We start from the raw sequence: 21,024 nt of genomic DNA on the forward strand, positions 1-21,024 counted from the left end.
CAGCTGGGAGAGCACCTGCTTTGCAAGCAGGGGGTCGTCGGTTCGAACCCGATCACCTCCACCATTGCGTGGAGCACATGATGTGTGTGGTGGTTGGCGGTTTGCCGATCTCTTCCCTATCGTCGCATGGGTTAAAAGTTTCCGGTGATTGTCTGGACCCGGTTGGGTCTGGATGTCATGCGGGATGGGCCTTCTTCTGGAAGGCTCTGCTATTTGTTCTTTGTTATGGTGAATATGTTCTGGTGCGCCTCTGCGCATGCCTTTACCGGTTGTCTGACCGGATTGACGGGGAGACCTGTCGTCCACGGTAAAGGGTATCATGATCAGAGGCGTTTAAGATGTGCTGAGTAAAATCACGCAGAAGCGTTGCGCCGCGAGGTGTGGATGTCTTCTGTGCATGATGAGCACAGATTGGTTGACCGATCTGTGTTAGCTCTTGAGCGCGATAAGGGCATTCGGTGGATGCCTTGGCACTAGGAGGCGATGAAGGACGTGGCACGCTGCGAAAAGCCATGGGGAGCCGCGAGCAGGCTTTGATCCGTGGATATCCGAATGGGGCAACCCCTCCGCAAGGAGATCACGATCTGAATACATAGGGTCGTGAGGCGAACCCGGGGAACTGAAACATCTCAGTACCTGGAGGAAAAGACATCAACAGAGATTCCGTCAGTAGTGGCGAGCGAAAGCGGAAGAGGCCAGTGCCTTAGTATTGTGTAGCGGAACGGTCTGGAAAGTCCGGCGACAAAGGGTGATAGCCCCGTATGCGATAGCGATATTAGGGACATGAGTAAGGCGGGACACGTGAAATCCTGTCTGAACATGGGGGGACCACCCTCCAAGCCTAAATACTCCCTAGTGACCGATAGTGAACAAGTACCGTGAGGGAAAGGTGAAAAGCACCCCGACGAGGGGAGTGAAATAGACCTGAAACCGAATGCCTACAAGCAGTCGGAGCCGCATCTGCGGTGACGGCGTACCTTTTGTATAATGGGTCAGCGAGTTTCTGTTTGCAGCAAGCTTAAGCCGATAGGTGTAGGCGCAGCGAAAGCGAGTCTGAATAGGGCGTCAAGTTGCAGGTAGAAGACCCGAAACCGAGTGATCTAGCCATGGCCAGGCTGAAGGTGCGGTAACACGCACTGGAGGGCCGAACCCACGCCTGTTGAAAAAGTCGGGGATGAGCTGTGGCTAGGGGTGAAAGGCCAATCAAACTCGGAGATAGCTGGTTCTCCGCGAAATCTATTGAGGTAGATCGTCGCGTGTTTACCCCCGGGGGTAGAGCACTGGATGGGCTAGGGGGCTCCAAAGGCTTACCAAACCTAACCAAACTCCGAATACCGGGAAGTATAGCGCGGCAGACAGTCCATGGGTGCTAAGGTCCGTGGACGAGAGGGAAACAGCCCAGACCGCCAGCTAAGGTCCCCAAGTTGTGGCTAAGTGGGAAAGGATGTGGGAATTCCAAAACAACCAGGAGGTTGGCTTAGAAGCAGCCATCCTTTAAAGAAAGCGTAATAGCTCACTGGTCTAATAGAAATCCTGCGCCGAAAATGTAACGGGGCTCAAGCCACACACCGAAGCTGCGGGTGTAGAGTGATCTACGCGGTAGCGGAGCGTTCCGTAGGCCTGTGAAGGGAGATGGGGTGACCCCTCCTGGAGGTATCGGAAGTGCGAATGCTGACATGAGTAGCGACAAACAGTGCGAGAAACACTGTCGCCGAAAGTCCAAGGGTTCCTGCGCAAGGTTAATCCACGCAGGGTGAGCCGGCCCCTAAGGCGAGGGCGAAAGCCGTAGTCGATGGGAATCAGGTGAATATTCCTGAGCCTGCTGGAAGTGACGAATGTGAAGCGTTGTGGGGACTTACTGGATTGCCCCTGCAGCCGGATCGTTCCAGGAAATAGCTCCAGCGAATAGACCGTACCCGAAACCGACACAGGTGGACTGGTAGAGCATACCAAGGCGCTTGAGAGAACGATGTCGAAGGAACTAGGCAAATTGCTTGCGTAACTTCGGGATAAGCAAGACCCATGTCCGGGCAACCGGGTGTGGGTGGCACAGACCAGGGGGTAGCGACTGTTTAGTAAAAACACAGGGCTCTGCGAAGTCGAGAGACGACGTATAGGGTCTGACGCCTGCCCGGTGCCGGAAGGTTAAGAGGAGGTGTGCAAGCACCGAATTGAAGCCCCGGTAAACGGCGGCCGTAACTATAACGGTCCTAAGGTAGCGAAATTCCTTGTCGGGTAAGTTCCGACCTGCACGAATGGCGTAACGACTTCCCCACTGTCTCCGGCATCGGCTCAGCGAAATTGAATTCCCCGTGAAGATGCGGGGTACCCGCGGTCAGACGGAAAGACCCTATGAACCTTTACTGCAGCTTTGCAGTGGCACCAGGAAAATGCTGTGTAGGATAGGTGGGAGGCTTTGAAGCATGGGCGCTAGCTTGTGTGGAGCCAACCTTGAAATACCACCCTGCGTTTTTCTGGTGTCTAACCGAGACCGGTAAGCCCGGTCCGGGACCCTGCATGGCGGGCAGTTTGACTGGGGCGGTCGCCTCCCAAATGGTAACGGAGGCGCGCGATGGTGGGCTCAAGCCGGTCGGACATCGGCTGTTGAGTGCAATGGCATAAGCCCGCCTGACTGCGAGAGCGACAGTTCGAGCAGAGACGAAAGTCGGCCATAGTGATCCGGTGGTCCCGCGTGGAAGGGCCATCGCTCAACGGATAAAAGGTACTCTAGGGATAACAGGCTGATCTCCCCCAAGAGTCCACATCGACGGGGAGGTTTGGCACCTCGATGTCGGCTCATCACATCCTGGGGCTGGAGCAGGTCCCAAGGGTTCGGCTGTTCGCCGATTAAAGTGGTACGTGAGCTGGGTTTAGAACGTCGTGAGACAGTTCGGTCCCTATCTGCCGTGGGTGTTGGAGACTTGAGAGGATCTGTCCCTAGTACGAGAGGACCGGGATGGACGCACCTCTGGTGCACCGGTTGTCGCGCCAGCGGCACAGCCGGGTAGCTATGTGCGGACGGGATAACCGCTGAAAGCATCTAAGCGGGAAACCCACCTCAAAACCAGGTCTCCCTGAGGGCCGTGAAAGACCATCACGTCGATAGGCCAGGTGTATACGTGCGGTAACGCACTCAGCTAACTGGTCCTAATAGCCCGATAGGCTCAAGAACTTCCATCATGCACAGAAGTCATCCACACATGACACACAGCACATCATAAAAAAAACACCAGAACATCCCATCACAACACACCCCAAAAGGTGGGTTGGACGACCTGGTGGCTATGGCGGGGAAACTACACCCGATCCCATCCCGAACTCGGACGTGAAATGCCCCAGCGCCCATGGTACTGCATCTCAAGATGCGGGAGAGTAGGTCGCCGCCAGGTCTTCCAACCCACCTTTTGCTATTACCACCGCGGGGTGGAGCAGCCCGGTAGCTCGTCAGGCTCATAACCTGAAGGCCGCAGGTTCAAATCCTGCCCCCGCAACCATATACCAATGTATAAAGCCGCCTCAATCAGGCGGCTTTTTTGCGTCAACCATGATTCAATATAAGAAGCCACCACGCAGCGCATATACGCGCTGAAATGTGACGTATTGCAACGACTACTCCCCATCCTAAAACAAGATGATTACAGTCGTGGCATGGAAATAGTGCCGCATATTCTGATCGTTGACGATGACCGGGAAATCAGGGAGCTCCTGGCCAGATTTCTGGAGAAGAACCGTTTTCGCGTGACCGCAGTCCGCGATAGCCGCGAGGCGCGTCGGGCCTGGGTCAACGGGCATTTTCAGTTGCTTGTTCTTGACCTGATGTTGCCAGGGGAAGGTGGTCTTGATCTGGCTCGCTGGGTCAGATCCCAATCTGTGGTTCCAATCGTTATGCTGACAGCTATGGGTGAAGAGACGGATCGCATTGTTGGCCTTGAGATCGGGGCTGATGATTATGTGGCCAAACCTTTTAATCCCCGGGAATTGCTTGCCCGTATCCGTGCAGTTCTCAGGCGGACGGAAGGGGAATTGAGAACCGTTGAGACAGCCAATCAGAAGAGCAGGCGTTTTGCCGGATGGATATTGGAGCCAGCCCGCAGGCGCCTGATCAATCCGGAAGGGGCGGAAGTTCCGTTGACCGGAGGAGAGTATGATTTGCTGAGCGCGCTGGTGGATCGTCCCAATCGTGTTTTGACCCGTGATATGCTGCTTGATCTGTTGCGGGGGCGTCAGGCTGGCCCGTTTGATCGGGCCATTGATGTGGCAATCAGCCGCCTGCGCCGTAAGCTGGAAGATGATGGTCGCCAGTCGCAACTGATCAAGACGGTTCGGGGTGGTGGATACGTGCTGGCTGCTACAGTTGAAGTGATTTGATGGCCCCCATCGCGGAGCTTCAGTCATGATGAGGTTCCGATTATGGCCACGTAGCCTCGCAAATCGCACGGCGCTGGTTTTGACCAGTGTTCTGGTCATTGTTCAGTTAGCGGGGTTGGCCATTCATGCTTTGGATCGCATTGATCTTCAGCAACTGGCTCAGGCAAGGTATGCAGGAAGTCGCATATCGCTGATTTATCGCAGCGTTATGTCGGTTCCTCCGGAAGAGCGCCCGGAGTTGATCAGGCGTATGGATCTGCCGCCAGGTTATCGTCTGGCTCTGAGCGAAGCGCCTCCTCTGGGTGATTCCCAGCCCGTTCCACAGACCTGGATGCAGTTGCTGCGGGCTGGGATAAGTTTCGGGCCGCCAATGCAGGATATGCATCCGGTCAGTGTCATTGTCAGGTTGGACAGGGCCAGGCGGATGCTGCTGGTTAGTCTGGAGATGCCGCCGGGTACCCATGAAACAGATAGTAAGATGCATGATCATCTATCCGGTGAGCCTGCAGGGAGGTCTCTTTCCTGGCATTCTTTGGTTGGAGAAACGGGGAAAAATTGGCTGACGCTGCACATTCCTCTCCCACCTGTTGAGCCATGGCATTCACCAACATTTCTGGCAGCTTTTATCCTGATGACGTTAACCGCTGCATGTCTGAGCATCTGGGCAACTCGTCGTCTGATTGCCCCTGTGCGTACCCTGTCTCATGCTGCGGAGGCATTGGGGCGGGATGTGAATGCACCACCGCTGGAGGAAAAGGGGCCTCGTGAAATTGTTCAGGCGGCGCAGATCTTTAATGTTATGGCAGCCCGTCTCCGTCGTTTCGTGCAGGACCGGACTTTCATTCTGTCCGCCATCGGTCATGATCTGCGGACGCCAATCACGCGTCTTAAATTACGGGCGGAATTTATTGATGATGAGGAACTGCGCCGCCGCATTATCGCCGATCTGGATGAGCTTGAAGAAATGGTCAGTGCCACTCTGGCATTCGGGCGAGATGCCGATATGCAGGAGCCGATGGTGCTGCTTGATTTACCGGAACTGGCAAAGACGATCCTTGATGAAGCTGCCGATGCGCGTCCGGAATATACCGAGCGGCTTCATTATGCAGGGCCAGACCATTTGCCTGTGCGTGGAAGAACGTTGCCACTGAAGCGTGCGATTACGAATCTGCTAAATAATGCGCTCGCCTATGGGGGCAGCGCGACCATACGGATCAGCCTGCCTGTGAATGGAATGGTCAGGTTGGATATTGAAGATGAGGGACCGGGTATTCCGCCTGAGGATATGGACAGGGTTTTTGACCCTTATCAAAGGCTGGAAGCCAGTCGTAACAGGGAAACCGGTGGTTTTGGTCTGGGGCTGCCTATTGCCCGCAATATTCTACGCGCCCATGGCGGTGATGTTGTGCTCAGCAATCGCCGGGAGGGAGGAGCCTGTGCCTCGGTCACCTTGCCTGCCTAAGGAGGCGTGACCGAGGAGAAGAGACAGAACGGAACTTTATGCAGCTGCGGAAGCAGGCTCCTTGACGACGATACGGGTCCATCCATGGGTGTCAGCCACGGTGCCATACTGGATACCAATGATGGTGTCATAGAGTCGCTGGGTCAGATCACCAATCTTTCCCCCATTGATAATGATCTTCTGTCCGCGATAGCCAAGCTCTCCGATCGGAGAAATCACAGCGGCCGTGCCTGTCCCCCACATTTCGGCAAGATCGCCACGCTCTGCCGCTGCCATGACCTCATGGATGGAAATGGGGCGCTCATTGACCGTCATGCCCCATTCACGCATCAGGGTCAGGACAGAATCCCGCGTAACTCCGGCCAGGATTGTCCCGGAACTGAGGGGAGGGGTGATCACTTCATTTCCGATGCGCAGCATGATGTTCATTGTGCCGACTTCATCGAGATATTCACGATGAACGCCATCCAGCCACAGAACCTGCGTATACCCCTCGGCCTGGGCATCGCGGGCAGCCTGCAAGCTGGCTGCATAGTTTCCGGCTGTTTTGGCGGCACCCAGTCCCCCCTGGACGGCGCGGACATGCGTATCGGTGGCCAGAATTTTCACCGGGTTCAATCCCTCCGCATAATATGCGCCGACAGGGGAAAGAATAACGAAATAGATATAGCTATGAGAGGGATGCACCCCCAGGAACGTTTCTGATGCAATGACGGTCGGGCGAATGTAGAGAGAGGTTCCGGGCTTGCCGGGAACCCAAACCTGATCCACCTGCACCAGCGCCGCGATTGACTCTTCAATCAGGGCCGGGTCCAGCTGGGGGATACACAGCTTTTCACAGGACTGGTTCAGGCGCTCGGCATGGCGGGAGGGCCTGAAAATACGAATGGCGCCATCTGCGCCCCGGAAGGCCTTCAGCCCATCGAAAACGGATTGGGCATAGTGCAGGACACAGCAGGCCGGATCGAAGGTGAACGGAGCGTACGGTACAATACGCGGGTCGTGCCAACCTTGCCCCTCATCATAGTTCATAATGAACATGTGGTCCGAGAACGTCCGACCGAAGCGTAAATCATCATCATGAGGACGCTGTTTCGGAGATGTCGTTCGTGTGACCGGAAAAGACATTAGCCGGAGACTCCTGGGCAGTAGGGCCGAATCAGCACGGTAGGCAGGTATAGCCGCCACCGATCAAGAAACCTCTCAGTACAACGACCAAGCGATCTGCCCCATATGTAAGGCGATGGTGCCGTGATGCACAGCTTAAATGTTCAGAGATAGCCGCCATGCTGCCGTGCAGCATTGGCGGGGCACTCAAGCATGATGAGTGGAAAAGCAAGACAAAAATGAAATCATCGGTTTTTATCGTTGATTGAAAATCATAATAAATGTTTCAATCAAAATAATAATAAACACAACTAAAGGTTGATTTATAGTTTTTAAAATAAATAATAAGTATATAAATTATATTTGATTGAATATTTATTTATAAAAACAGGGAAATTGCTTGAAAGAAATCTATTTGATCGTCTAACAGAACGTTGGGAAGCGGAGGTTTATTCCATGTCCAGCGTTGTCACTGTTCCAGGTGCCAGTGGTACCGACGCCTATAATACAAACTTCACGATTAATTATTATTCCAACCTTGGGTTGCTTTCGAAGCAGCTTCTGGATAGCGTTCTGCCGCAGAATTATTCAGCCAATGCGCCGAATACTTCTATTAATCCGCTATCTTCGACAAATATGCCGTATAGTGTGGCTATCTTTGAGCCAGGCTCCAATGCAAGCGTCAGTATCCCGCAAGGATACGAGGTCTCAGTCCTTGCACCATTAGCAAGCGGAAGTGTCTCCAATACAGTTTATTTCAATCAGAATACTCTCGACAATCAGCTTATCTTCTTTGGGCAAGCAGGTAACTTTCTGCAGCTTGCACAAGGGTCTGGCACGGTTGTGGGGGCTCTGGGCGATAATACAATCGCTGGTGGAACAACGGGTGCATGGTCTGTCATGACTGATGGCGCGGCCAGTACTTCCGGTACTCCTGGAAGTCTGGTTTTCGGCAACGGTTCTTCCATGCAGGTTTCCTCTCTGGGAACGGACACTTTTGTAGGCGGCACTGGAGCTGCGACCGTTGCAACCTATGGTAATGGTTCTGAAATCTGGGGTGGACAAAGTGGTTCCTCCCTCAGCTTCACCAGCCATTCTGACGGTATTGATACGTATATGGGCGGTGCTGGCTCTGATACGGTATTTGCCGAAAGCAGCGGTGGTTTTTACCAGGGTGGGTCCGGTAACCTTACTTTCGTCAATGATACAGGTAGCCCCACCCTGTTTGGTGGTTCCGGTTCGGAAACGCTGTTTAGTGGCAGTGGTAATGGTCTCTATATGCAGGGCAGTGGTTCGTTCTCGCTCACCAATGGTGGCGGCACGCAACATGTCTTCGGTAGCTCTGTCAGCGGCGTTTACTATAGCGGTACAGGCGGTGAAATTGACGTTATCGGATCCAGCGCCAGCAATACCTTCTTTGCAGGCGCTGGTAATGTAACCCTGTCCAGCGCTTTCTCTTCCGGAGATAATCTGTTTGTAGGCGGAACAGGGCGTCAGTCGATCTTCGGCGGTTCCGGGAACGACACCTTCTTTGGTGGTGCTGGTACTTCCACGATCTTTGGCGGTGGTGGCCAGGATGTCTTTGCCGTGGTCAATGGTCAGGCTGGTGGAAACCTCAGCATCTATGGGTTCGAAGCGAACTCTGACCTGGCCATCCTCGGATACGGTCAGACCGCTCAGGATGTTCTCAATGCTGCTCAGTCCACCGTTGTCGGCGGGGCATCCAGCCTGCAGATTACCTTGTCTGACTCGACCACAATCACGCTGGTCGGGGTTAATCAGCTGAACCAGAATCAGATCGCGACGACCTGATTTTTGAAGATGCTGAAAAAAAGCCGCCAGAGAAATCTGGCGGCTTTTTTTTATCAATGGGCCAAGCTATTTTTTCTGAAGCCACATATTCCATCCGGGCGGTCTTATCGGAAAGGAGATCACCTTACCCGGCGCCGCATTTTGAAAACGGGCAACACTGTCGGAAAAACCCGCGGGAGAAACGATCAGCATATCTGGATAACGCCAATCCAGGACAATACCGATCAGGCTTGTACTGAGCAGCAGCATGCCAACCAGACGGATCAACCGCTGTCTGGCTTGCAAGGCAACCACAAGAAGAGCCGCAAACCAGGCCAGAATCGGCATCATATAATATCTGCCTCCTATCCCCGGCCGGGCCAGTGCCTGCCACTGCGGTTCCACCTTTGCCGCCAGAGGGGATATTATCGCCACTGTCAGCATGAGAATGGCAAATGCCAGAAGCTTTCTGAAAGTGGGACTCCCTGCCTTGGCCGCGATTGCAAGCAAAAACAGGCCAGAGACTGTCACGATAAAGGGTAGCAGAGAGCTATCTGCCCACCATGCCTGTCTGGATATCCATACAGCCCCGTGAAAACCGGCAAGCCCACCAATAAAAATCTGCACCGAGACAATTTTGAAAAAACCGGAAATGGAAGCCCCGAGTGGTGCGGGGAGCGTGCGCGTATGGTGAAACACCATCAGGAACCCGAACTGGATCAGTGCGGATGCCCCTATGATGATGAGACGCCTTCGCGCCGCTGTGTCTTTTCTTTGCCACCGCTCATAAGCGGCAAATGGTGTCAGCAGGATTGAAAAGGGGCCGCTCAATCCTGCAATGGCCAGACAGCAGGATTCCACAAGGCCTCCGCTGGTCGTCACGGTGGGGGGGGCGATGACGATCAGAAAGCTCAGCAGTGCAAGATGCCATTGGGTGTTTGTGAGAATGACGAATTCCTCAAACCCGTAAGGCATCGTGATCAGGAAGCCGCCCAGCAGAAAGCGAATTCGCCAGTCAGGCACAAGCGGCGCAAAACGGGATGAGGCTACATATATTGCGGGGGCTGCCTGTATCAGCAGAGCAATCACGGCAAAGAAAAACGGCACATTTCCCAGTGGCAGGGGTTGAGCCAGCAAGGCCCCAATCCGTGACGCGGTTTGCAGATAGCCTACATGAGGCAGCAATAAGCTCGACCATCCGTACTGGTAAGCGTTCTGATACCAGATGCCATCTTCAGCCCACAAAGTGGCATGATGCAGACCAAGCGGATAACGGACAGCCAGCGTCACCAAACAGCAGGCGGAAAATACAAGCCAATAAAACTGTTGGTGTTTCCACAGAATGGGAGAAAGGAAATCGGAGGAGGAATGCTGGTCCGTATGCTCAGGGGGCATTTGCAAATCTTTGTTTTGGTCTCAATGACAGCAAAGGCATCTCGAAATATCGGAAAGAAGCCCATGATAAAACAAGAGGCAGGGTCATGATGATGATTGTGCCGGTCCAGCGACCGATTTTGTCCTCCAGAACCCAGATATTAACAAGTTCCAGAATGGGAAGATGGAAAAGATATAGCCCGTAAGCCTGATTGCTGAGTGCTTTGACAGGCTTACCCAGCAGGCCGGGCAGATGGCGGATCTGAAGCATGGCGGGAAGGCATAGGCAGGCACCGATCTGATACAAAGTCAGGATATAGGTCCGAAAATAGCGGCCTGGCAGAGGCGTTGGAAACAGGAGCAGATGAATGATCAGCCCCAGCCCCATCAGAAAAAACAGATTAGGGTATCTGAAGAGCAGACTGTTATGCCGGGACAGGACAGCAAGCAAAACACCCAACGCGATGCCATCCAGGCGATGAATGACAATGGTGCCGGATGCCTGAGCAAATAACTCAGGCGTCAGAAAAAACCAGCGCGCCAAATGAGGGGCGATGATCATCATACAAAGGGCAAGACCAACCGCCCAGCCTTTACGGATCAGAAGACTTCCTAAAATGGCAATGCTGCCAAAGATAACATAAAACCACTCTTCGATCGCCAGAGACCATGTGACGGCATACCAGTTCTGGGATGGCAGCGGCGTCAGGAGATTCTGGGTGAATGTCGCATATTGCAGCAGCGTCCTCACTGGATGATCGGTCGGCGGATAAATGACCGCCAGCACCAGCATTACTGCATAGTACAGCGGAAGTGTCCGCATCCAGCGTCGCAATAAAAAAATGCGCCAATTGGCGATACTCGGGCCTTTGTCAATGATGTCGAGTATCAGCCCGCCCACAAGAAAACCACTGAGGGCAAAAAAAAGGTCGACCCCCAGAAGGCCGAAATTAAACAACCAGTTCTTTACCGGTATGCCGAACCAGTGAGAAAATGTACTCAGGTAATGGATGAACAGGACGCATAAAATGGCGCAGGCCCGGAAAATATCCAGACCTGCACAGCGTGTATGATAGCCTCCCGCATGACCATATGCGGAGGTAGCCGATACTTGGGACATTCTCTTATGGTTCAGCCGGCAATGGCAAAATCAGCCCACCCGGTTCATCACTGTCAGCAGAAATACCGTCCAGAATCCAAGGATGGCGCGTACGCATGTCGTTGATCAGATCTTCCTGATTCCGGCTTTTGTTCGTCGTCGTACGAAGCATGGATTCGCCATGCACCCGATAAAACCCAAGAATTTTATCCAGATGCTTCCCATACCAGCCATATTCAGCCATCCGGCACCATAGATCATAATCTTCCCAGCCCAGTGGCATGCGCTTATAGCCACCGATATGGGCCCATGCGGACAGCCTGATCAGGGCTGTTGCATCAATGAAATTGCCGGGTCGGAAGATGGCGGGATTATAATCCCGCGTACTGAAGATCCCGTCACTATCATCGAATTCCTGCAGGGATGGATAGACATAGGCTGCATCCGTATCCTTGATAGCCTCATAAAGTCGTACCGCGGCTTCCGGCATCAGCTTGTTGTCGGCATCCAATGGCAGCACGAACAGCGTTTCCGCTGCGTTAAAGCCGGCATTGCGCGTCAGGCTCAGGCCTTGATTCGTCCTGTTTTTCAGGAGCACTGCCCGACCGAACCGGGCGGCATTGGTTTCCATCCAGTAACGCACGACTTCAAGAGAATCATCGGTTGAACAGTCATCAATGACAACCAGATGCAACTGCTCGACCGTCTGGTCGCGCACAGATTCGAGTGCTTCCAGTACGTACTGACGGTAATTGTAGACGGGAATGATAACCGTCATTTCCGCATCCCGCAGGCTGTCATGGAAGAAGACAGTTTCTGTTTCAGGAATTTCAGGAAGCGGATGCGGCGATGCCTGCCGATGTTTTATTTCGCGCTCAAAGGCCCATGCTGCCGCACGGCCTGGACGCAGCATCTGGTCAAGCCAGCCCGCGACAAGTTCGGTGCGCCCATCAGGGCCATAGCGCCAGAGCACATCATGATATGCCGCCCGGGCCATATCCCGACGCGCTTCGGGATTGTTGAGCAGATGATCCAGCGCATCAGCCCATTCCTGTGGGCTGTCTGCCAGCATACCGGTGACTCCATGACGGATGGCGTCACGATATGGAACAGTCGGGGAGGCAATGGTTGGCACCCCGACAAGAGCCGCTTCGAAATACTTCAGCTCGCTTTTGGCCTCACAAAAAACATTTCCGACTTCCAAGGGGGCCAGATTGATGTCGAAGCGCGCTATTTCTGTGGGGAGGTTTTCAAGCGGCACCAGCTCGCGCCATTCAATCTGATGCTCCATGGCATGCAGATCGGGGAATTCCTCAATATCCATGGCAGGCCACGGACCTCGCCGGAACAGAACCAGACGGCGATCCGGATCAGCCTTCAGGGCTGCCGCAACGATGGGGGCAATCTGGGCAAAATCTTTCTGGTGAGTGCGGCTTCCCCCTGCATAGCCGATGCGGACCATCGGCGTCCGCCCGTGTATATGACGCGTACGAACGGCATTGCGGGATGTGCTCCACGTCGATTCCACAAAGCCATTCGGGATCAGGAAGGTGGCCTTCTGGCGACGGTGCATTCTGGCGGCCATTGGCAGGGTGGGTGCGGTGCAGAAATCGGCAATGCGCATCATCTGCTGCACGCGGGAGAAAAGCCGCTTGACGTCTTTTTCAGCGTAATTCTGTGAGCGGATTCCGTCGATAATGGTCTTTTCCGCAAAAGCAGGCTCAAACATCAGATCGTCACAGTCGAATACGATCGGCAGCTTGCGACCATTGGCACGATGGAAAATAATTTCCGTATCAGGCGTCCATTGGCTACGCCAGATATAGATAATATCAGCTTCGGCCATTTCGTGGCCGTCTCTGGCTTCGGGAATGGTGCAAATGGTAGCCCTGCCGCCCGCAGCACGAATAGCTTCGGCAAAGTAAACGACGCGATAGAAATGCCCCGCCGTATGTGGCTCACCGGAGATACACAGAACGTAGGGCTTACGTTTGTCGTCTGCAGTCAAGACTGGCGGCTGAATGACTTCGTCCGCTTCGGGGGGGCTGTCTGCGTCTGTGTCGTAGTCCGTGAGGACTGGTTCCGGCTCTGTGACCGGCGCTTCGGCATGAGAGGAGGGCGCGATCTGGCGCTGTTCGCTTCTGCCATGCAGCTCATAATGCTCCAGCGCCGTCAAACCGGCACTGATCGAATCCGGATACCGCCGGATATAGAATGTGGTAGAGAAATCTGGTCCGGGATCCCGTTCTTCCTGGGTTCCGTACAGAATATAATGGATAACCGGATCAATTTTACTGCTATCCAGATCCTGATACGTATCCAGATACCAGCGCGCATCGAACAGAGGACTATCCTTGATGATGCGATAGGCACGTTTGATCCGTTTTCTGTTGCGATATCGGACCGCTAATGAGGAAGGTACGATTTTTTGCACAACAGTTGAGAATAACGAGCGCTGAGGCTGTTGCTGGGCGATGGCCAGGCGCATCCGCAGCAGGCCGGCTTCCTCCAGATGCAGATCCCGTTCGCGCTGCAATGCCTGTGTATGGTTGACGGCATCGGCAAGCTGTAGATGAGCATGGGCAATCTGGTGGTGGGCGTTATCCAACTGCTGACGGATATTCTCGGATTGCTGGCCGGCATTCTGCAGGGCATTCCAGGTCTGACGAAGCTCATGCTCCACCACGGCAAGTGTCTGCCGGGTATTGATCAGGGCAGCCCGTGTGGTGCCCCGTTCCTGTTCAACCCATTTCAGACGCCGATACTGTTCGGCAATAATCTGATGATCTTTGGCGAAGCCGGCCTGAATATTCGCGACCTCTGCTTCCCGATGTTCCTTGAGCGCCTTCAACTCGTCAAGCTGGGCATAGATTTTCCTGTCCAGATCGCTGGTATGGATAAAAAGACTTTCGGGCGTTTCGGGGAGCGGCGCATCCGAAGCAATGGCCAGCAGGTAGGTCGCCCGCGGCAGGCCGTTGGATGCTTCAGCATGCATGTCGCCACGATGCTCGATCACCAGCGGCAGCGAACTGGCGGGCATGGCCAGCCCCGGCAAAGCCGGAATCTGTTCGGCTGCAATCGCGCTGCCAATGAAGGCGCGTTGTCCCATGGAGCGGACATGGCTGAAGTTCGATAACAGCAGGGAGTGAAATTCAAGCCGCGTCAGTTCGTGTACATGGTGCGGATTGGAGCCTTGGTCAGGGGGGGAATAAATATCGCGTTCGGGGCTGGACATAATCAACAGACCGCCCGGGCGGAGCACCCTGCGCAGTTCGGCCATAAAAGATTGATGGTCGTATAAATGCTCTATGGTTTCAAAAGAAACTATTCTATCAACTGAATGGTCAGGTAATGGAATGGCAGTTCCGCTGCCTTCTACGAAAGTGAGGTTGGGGCGATGGTAGTGCAAACGAGCATGGGCAATTGCATCCTGAGCGATGTCTACCCCGGTGACGGAGCGTGCCACCTGAGCCAGAATAGCCGCCCCATATCCTTCGCCAGAGGCAATATCGAGCACATCCAACCCACGGCAGAAATGCCGGGCCAGATAATAGCGGTGCAAATGTTCAATCTCGATGCGGCCAGATACGGTTGAGGTAAAGCGCTCACCGGTAAATTCGAGACCATCGCTGGCTCGTTCCTGGCGGAAGATTTCTCCCAACCGTTTTCTCCTCTTAAAGATGCTTTGTTATTAAATATCCAGGCCTGCAAACCTGTATATTCCTGCCGTGACATGCGATCATGTGCAAGTGCAGTTCCTCTGACCATCCTGTTTGTTGGCGGATATAAACATTAAGGGCTTTTACATTTTGTCTGGCCAGCGATCGACTGAAGCAGAACTTGACCTTTTACGCGAAGAGCTGGCTCAGGCCAGGCTTTCAGAGGCTGAGTTAAGGGGGCAGGTGGCCGTCCTGACGGCCCAACTGGATATGGCCCGGATATCAGGGCTGGCCCGTCAGCAGGATAGCAGGCCGGATTGGGGGCGACTGCACAGAAAAATATCAAGGGATTTAAAGCGTTCAGTCAGCAGGCTACTGGGCAAATCGCCCTCTCCATCGTCGACAGGGCCTGATGTGCCCATTCTTCGGATCGACAAAGACACTTTCCGCGAACAGGCGCGGCAGGAACTGGAAAGTTTTCTGGATTCGGATGAGCGTCTGATTTTCTATGGCGGCGAGACTCCGGACATCTCGATTTTGCTGGTGCTTTATAACCAGGCCCCCCTGACCTACCGATGCCTGCGTTCGATCATGCAGTACGCTGCCCCTCTACAGGTGCGAGTCGTCATTGCAGATAATGCGTCGTCTGATGAGACATCGCGTCTGCTGGACCGTATTGATGGGGCGGTGATCCTCAGGAACAAGGATAACCTCCATTTCCTGCGCGGGGTCAATCTGGCCGCGGACCATGCGGCGGGCCCGGGGCTGCTGTTGCTCAACAATGATGCCATGCTGCGGCCGGGCACGTTGCAGGCGGCATGGAATGCGCTGAACGCCGCGCCGGATATCGGTGCGGTTGGCGGGCCCATCATTCTGCCGGATGGTACCTTGCAGGAGGCCGGCAGCATTATCTGGAGCGATGGCACCTGCCTTGGCTATGGAAGGGGGCGGAGCCCTCTGGAGGCGGAGTTCCAGTTCAGGCGGGACGTGGATTATTGCTCCGGTGCTTTCCTGCTGGTGCGGAGAAAGGCGTTCGAGGCGCTGGGCAGGCTGGATACGGCCTTTGTACCTGCTTATTACGAGGAAACTGATTTCTGCATGCGGTTGCGGGCAGCCGGATACAGAATCGTCTATGAGCCTGATGCCGCGATTGATCACTTTGAGTTTGCCAGTGCGACCTCTTCCGCCTCGGCACTGGCATTGCAGGCAACGAACTACGAACGTTTCAGAACCCGCCATAAGGAGACATTGAAGCGCGAGCATCATGCGCCCGGAACTGATCCCCTGTTTGCCCGCGCGCGGAACAGTGGAAAGGGCCGTGTGCTGGTTATTGACGATCGGGTTCCGTTTCCGTCCCTCGGCGCAGGTTATCCCCGTGCGGCAGAACTGACTCTGGCTCTGGTCGCGGAGGGCTGGTCGGTTACCTATTATCCGCTTCTGACCCCCAACGATTCCTGGGACGAGATCTACACTCTGTTTCCAAGGGAGGTGGAGGTTGTCCTGAATGAAGGGGTGGATGGGCTGCACCGTCTGATTGATGCAAGGGATGGCTATTACGACACGATTTTCGTCAGCCGCCCGCATAATATGCGGCTGTTTCTGGACCATATTTCCGCCCGCCCGTCTGCCCGCCTGATTTATGATGCGGAGGCAGTTTTCGCGCAGCGCAGCATCCTCCAGATGATGCTGGAAGGTAATCCTCCCAGTGCCGCCAGACGAAAGGAGATGCTGGAGGCGGAAATGAGCATGGCCCGTCTGGCGGACCGTATTGTCACCGTCTCTCCGCATGAAAAAATTCTGTTCGCGCAGGGAGGCTGTGCAGATGTCCATGTGCTGGGCCATGCACAGGCACCGGCCCCTACCAGGAACGGCTTCAATCAGAGATCGGGTTATCTGTTCGTCGGTGCGCTTGATGACGATCCATCCCCAAATCTGGACAGCCTGTTGTGGTTTGCCAGCGATGTCATGCCGTTATTGGTCAGAGCGATGCCGGAGAGCTGGACCCTGCAGGTGGCTGGCAGGGCAGGCGCACGCCGTGCCAAGGCGCTTCAGGGGCCCCATATTGTCATATTGGGCAGAGTCGAGGATCTGGACGCGCTGTACGAGACGGCCAGGGTTTTTATTGCGCCCACCCGCTATGCGGCCGGTATTCCCTTAAAAGTCTGTGAAGCAGCGGCACGCGGGGTTCCTGTGGTGGCCACAGGCCTTCTGGCCCGCCAGCTCGGCTGGACGCATGAGACAGAGTTGCTGGTTGCCGATAATGCGGAGGAATTTGCAGAAGCCTGCGCTCGTCTGTATCGGGATCAGGCTCTGTGGGAGCGGCTTCGTCAGGCCGCAATGAAGCGTGTTGAGCAGGAATACAGCCCGGATTTCTTCAGAAACCGGGTGGCGGAGATCATGTCCACTGCCATAGAGAGCCATGCCCAGCGGCATGTGCCGGATGCATGGCCTGTGACGGCTTCCTCTGCACTGGTCAGCACGGTGGCTGCGGATGGCAGGCAAGCGCCAAGCCGAATGGCAGTCGCCCGTTATCAGGTGCATCGTGTTCTGAGGCTTGTAAGGGGGGCCAGGCAGTATGCGGCGCGTCATGGCCTGTCGAAAACGATCCAGCGGGTGTGGCTTGAGATTCTGAAACGCGCCGGGAAGCGTAACTTCAGCCTCTGGAGCCAGTTTTACGATACGCTGGATGACAAGGATATTGCGGCCATCCATCGGCATATGGACAAGTTGGTGGAGCGCCCGACCTTCGATGTGCGTATACGCTGGGATGGTGATGAGGCTGCGCTGCGGGCTTGCGTTACGTCACTGCAGGAGCAGTCATATCAACGCTGGACGATGACGCTGTTGCCAGCATCCGGAGCTTCTCCACTCCCTGACTGGTGGCAGGCGCTGGCACAGGAAGACAGTCGATTCTCGTCATTGCTGCCCACCGGAAAAATAAGGCGGCGTTTTTACACGGTGCTGCTGGAGCCGGGGGACCAGTTACGCTCCCACGCCCTGTATCTGCTGGCGGCTGAAGCGGATCAGGCGCCGGGCGCCGTCATGCTCTACACGGATGATGAGATTGCCGGGGCAGAGGTTCAACCGCATTTCTATCCGGAATGGTCCGAGGAAAGCCTGCGTGATCCCTGCGCGCTGGATGGTCTGGTGGCCATCAGAAGTGATCTTCTTCCTGATGGCGATTTGCTGACGGGGGCACTGTGGCGGCATCGTGTGTGGACACAGGCTGTGGCTGGTTCTGAACCGGCGGATGTGCGCCACATAGCCTATATCGCCATCCAGAGAAGGGTTCGGGCGACACCTGACCGGGTGGAATGGCTCGAAACCCTGCAGGCGCAATGCCCGGATGGTGCACACATTGTCGACGCACCGCATGGGCCGCGTATTGTCTATCCGCTGCCCGCTCAGCCGCCACTGGTGAGTATCATTATTCCTACCAAGGATCAGGCGGCACTGGTGCGACAATGCGTCGAAGGGCTGCTTTACAGGACGGACTATCCTGCGATCGAGGTGATCATCGTCGATAACGGCAGTGTTGAGCCTGCGACGGCCCGTGTTCTGAAAGATCTTCAGAGCGATGATGATCGCGTCTCGGTTCTGCGTGATGATGGCCCCTTCAATTATTCAGCCCTCAACAACAAGGCAGCCAGGCTGACGAAAGGCGAGATAATCGCTCTGGTCAATAACGACATCGTGGTGAGGGAGCCGGGCTGGCTGCGGGAGATGGTGTCACAACTGCTGCGACCGAATGTCGGTGTGGTGGGGGCCAAGCTGCTCTATGGCAATGGCACGGTGCAGCATGCTGGCGTGATCACTGGCCTGCATGGCGGTGTGGCATCCCATGTCTTCCGGCAAAGCCCCCCCGATGCCGAAGGCTATGATCGCCGGCTTGTCCGTGTGCAGGATATGTCCTGCGTAACGGCGGCCTGCATGCTCATCAGGCGCGATGTGTTCGAAACTGTGGGCGGGCTGGATGAGAAGAACCTGCCTGTTTCCTACAATGACGTAGATTTCTGCCTGCGTGTGAAACAGGCTGGCTGGCGTATCCTGTGGACCCCTTATGCGGTGCTGGATCATCTGGAATCCATCAGCCGTGGCGAGGACACACAGCAATCCAACGCCGAGCGTGCGCATCGGGAGTATCTCTATATGCTGCGGCAGTGGGAGCATGTGCTGGGGCAGGATCCCGCCTACAACCCCAATCTGTCATTACAGACGGAGTTCACGCTGTCTTATCCGCCCCGGATCCGTAAGCCCTGGCATCGCTACAAATAAGCGAGGCTCAGCCCTGCTCAAGCTGTTCCTTGAGCAGGGCAATGTTCAGCCAGCGCTCTTCCGTCTCAGCCAGCGCTGCCTCGGCGGTGGCCAGTGCTTCAGATGTTTTCGAGAAGGTGGCCGGGTCTTTCCGGAACAGATCAGCATCCTCCAGCCTGCCTCGCAGCCGGGCGATCTCCTCCTCCAGCGCGGCAATTTTGGCGGGCAGCGTATCGAAGGCATGCTGATCTTTATAGGATAGCCTGCCCTTTGGTGACGGCGCTCTGGCGGCAGCCTGCGCTGGTTTGGTGCGGGGAGCAGCCGGTTTTCCGGTCGTGCCGGATATAGGGGCATCGCCAACGCCCTGACCGCGCTGCGCCACCATATCGCTGTAGCCACCGGCATATTCTGTCCAGACGCCGTTGCCTTCGGCGACCACGACGCTGCCGACGGTACGATCCAGAAAATCACGGTCATGGCTGACGATGATGACGGTGCCGGGATGATCGGCGATGATCTCCTGCAGCAGTTCCAGCGTTTCCAGGTCGAGATCGTTGGTGGGTTCATCCAGCACCAGCAAATTGCAGGGCTTTGCCAGCGCCCTGGCCAGCATGAGCCGCCCGCGTTCTCCGCCTGACAGCACCCCGACCGGTGTGCGGGCCTGTTCCGGTTTGAACAGGAAATCCTTCATATAGCCGATGACATGGCGGTTTTGACCGTTGACGATGACCTGATCGCCGCGCCCTTCCGTGAGCGTATCGGCGAGGGTGCGGCTATCATCCAGACTGGCGCGGCGCTGGTCGAGCGTTTCGACCACCAGATTGGTGCCCAGCTTGATCGTGCCGGTATCGGGTTCGAGCGTACCGGTCAGCAGGGAAAGGAGAGTGGTTTTGCCGGCCCCGTTGCGCCCGACGATGCCGATTCGGTCCCCACGCAGCACGCGCAGGGTCAGATGGTCGATGACAGGCTTGCCGGAGAAGCTTTTGGAGATTGTCTCGGCATCGATCACGATCTTCCCCGAAAGCTGAGCATCCGCGGCGTTCATCTTGAGGGCGGAGTGACCAGGCCTGGTCTCCCTGAACCGCGCTCGCAGGGAGTGCAGATCACCCAGCCGTTTCTGGTTTCGTTTGCGCCGGGCCGTTACACCGTAGCGAAGCCAGTCTTCTTCCATGGCGATCTTGCGGCCGAGCTTGTGGTGATCGCGCTCTTCCTGCTCCAGCACCTGATCACGCCATTCCTCGAAATGGGAAAAGCCCTGATCCAGCCGGCGGGTGATGCCGCCATCAATCCAGACGATGGAACGGGAGAGATCGGTGAGCAGCTTCCGGTCATGGCTGATCAATACCAATGCACCCCGCATGGATTTCAGCTCGGCTTCCAGCCATTCGATAGCGGGGAGATCAAGATGGTTGGTCGGCTCATCCAGCAGCAGAATGTCGGGATCAGGGGCAAGCGCCCGTGCCAACGCGGCTCGGCGTACCTCCCCACCGGAGAGGTTGACGGGCGCGCGCTCACCATCCAGCCCCAGCTGCTCCAGCAGATAGGCGGCGCGATACGGATCGTCGGAAGGGCCTTGCCCGGCTGTCACATAATCCAGCAGCGTAGCATGGCCGCTCAGGTCGGGTTCCTGCGGCAGATAGCGCACAGTCGTGCCCGGCTGAACGAAACAGGTTCCGCTATCCGGCTTCAGCAATCCGGCGGCGACCTTCAGAAATGTGGATTTGCCAGAGCCGTTGCGCCCGACCAGACACAACCGGTCGCCGGCAGAAACATTGAGTTCCGCCCCGGTCAGCAGCGGTGCGCTGCCCAGAGACAGATGAATATCACTCAGAAGAAGAAGGGGAGGGGCCATGGCCCCGCTTTTACGCCCTGTATCAGCCGGTTGGCGAGAGGGGGCCGCCAACCGTATT

General features: G+C 55.6%; 9 protein-coding genes, 2 tRNA genes and 2 rRNA genes (1 of these 13 running past the window's edge). 8 read left to right on the plus strand and 5 right to left on the minus strand.

Annotated elements, in window-relative coordinates:
- The 6 genes from GbCGDNIH8_RS03790 to GbCGDNIH8_RS03815 form a co-directional block, all read left to right on the plus strand.
- Positions 1-64: transfer RNA gene (locus GbCGDNIH8_RS03790), tRNA-Ala, on the plus strand (it extends 12 nt beyond the left edge of the window).
- Between the two features lie 370 nt (positions 65-434).
- Positions 435-3,172, plus strand: a 23S ribosomal RNA gene (locus GbCGDNIH8_RS03795).
- Between the two features lie 102 nt (positions 3,173-3,274).
- A 5S ribosomal RNA gene (gene rrf, locus GbCGDNIH8_RS03800) occupies positions 3,275-3,389 on the plus strand.
- Positions 3,390-3,417: 28 nt separating this feature from the next.
- Positions 3,418-3,494: transfer RNA gene (locus GbCGDNIH8_RS03805), tRNA-Met, on the plus strand.
- A gap of 154 nt (positions 3,495-3,648) precedes the next feature.
- Positions 3,649-4,368, plus strand: coding sequence for a response regulator (locus GbCGDNIH8_RS03810; RefSeq protein ID WP_072572145.1), 720 nt, complete (start codon positions 3,649-3,651; stop codon positions 4,366-4,368).
- A gap of 25 nt (positions 4,369-4,393) precedes the next feature.
- The gene (locus GbCGDNIH8_RS03815; RefSeq protein ID WP_081368819.1) at positions 4,394-5,830 is read left to right on the plus strand and encodes an ATP-binding protein; all 1,437 of its coding nucleotides are present in this window, start codon (positions 4,394-4,396) and stop codon (positions 5,828-5,830) included.
- A gap of 36 nt (positions 5,831-5,866) precedes the next feature.
- On the opposite strand, the gene GbCGDNIH8_RS03820 is transcribed toward GbCGDNIH8_RS03815, so the two are convergent.
- On the minus strand, positions 5,867-6,958 hold the full coding sequence (locus GbCGDNIH8_RS03820) for a branched-chain amino acid aminotransferase (protein ID WP_072572146.1): 1,092 nt from the start codon (positions 6,956-6,958) through the stop codon (positions 5,867-5,869).
- A gap of 435 nt (positions 6,959-7,393) precedes the next feature.
- Here GbCGDNIH8_RS03820 and GbCGDNIH8_RS03825 point away from each other — a divergent pair, with 435 nt between their 5' ends.
- Entirely contained in the window at positions 7,394-8,749 is a 1,356-nt protein-coding gene (locus tag GbCGDNIH8_RS03825) for a calcium-binding protein (RefSeq protein WP_072572147.1), read from the plus strand.
- A gap of 66 nt (positions 8,750-8,815) precedes the next feature.
- Here GbCGDNIH8_RS03825 and GbCGDNIH8_RS03830 read toward each other — a convergent pair whose 3' ends face one another.
- The 3 genes from GbCGDNIH8_RS03830 to GbCGDNIH8_RS03840 form a co-directional block, all read right to left on the minus strand.
- Entirely contained in the window at positions 8,816-10,018 is a 1,203-nt protein-coding gene (locus GbCGDNIH8_RS03830; protein WP_157692542.1) for a hypothetical protein, read from the minus strand.
- 94 nt (positions 10,019-10,112) lie between these two features.
- Positions 10,113-11,222 carry an acyltransferase family protein gene (locus tag GbCGDNIH8_RS03835; protein WP_072572149.1) on the minus strand — a complete coding sequence of 370 codons (1,110 nt, stop codon included), beginning with the start codon at positions 11,220-11,222 and terminating at the stop codon, positions 10,113-10,115.
- Positions 11,223-11,226: 4 nt separating this feature from the next.
- Entirely contained in the window at positions 11,227-14,862 is a 3,636-nt protein-coding gene (locus GbCGDNIH8_RS03840; RefSeq protein ID WP_072572150.1) for a glycosyltransferase, read from the minus strand.
- A 412-nt stretch (positions 14,863-15,274) separates the two neighbouring features.
- On the opposite strand from GbCGDNIH8_RS03840, the gene GbCGDNIH8_RS03845 reads away from it, so the two are divergent.
- Entirely contained in the window at positions 15,275-19,135 is a 3,861-nt protein-coding gene (locus GbCGDNIH8_RS03845; protein WP_072572151.1) for a glycosyltransferase, read from the plus strand.
- 7 nt (positions 19,136-19,142) lie between these two features.
- Here the strand turns inward: GbCGDNIH8_RS03845 and GbCGDNIH8_RS03850 are convergent, their stop codons facing one another.
- Positions 19,143-20,966: an ABC-F family ATP-binding cassette domain-containing protein gene (locus tag GbCGDNIH8_RS03850; protein ID WP_072572152.1), complete on the minus strand. Its 1,824-nt coding sequence runs from the start codon at positions 20,964-20,966 to the stop codon at positions 19,143-19,145.
- Positions 20,967-21,024: the final 58 nt, after the last annotated feature.

Source organism: Granulibacter bethesdensis (assembly GCF_001889545.1).
GTDB lineage: Bacteria > Pseudomonadota > Alphaproteobacteria > Acetobacterales > Acetobacteraceae > Granulibacter > Granulibacter bethesdensis_B.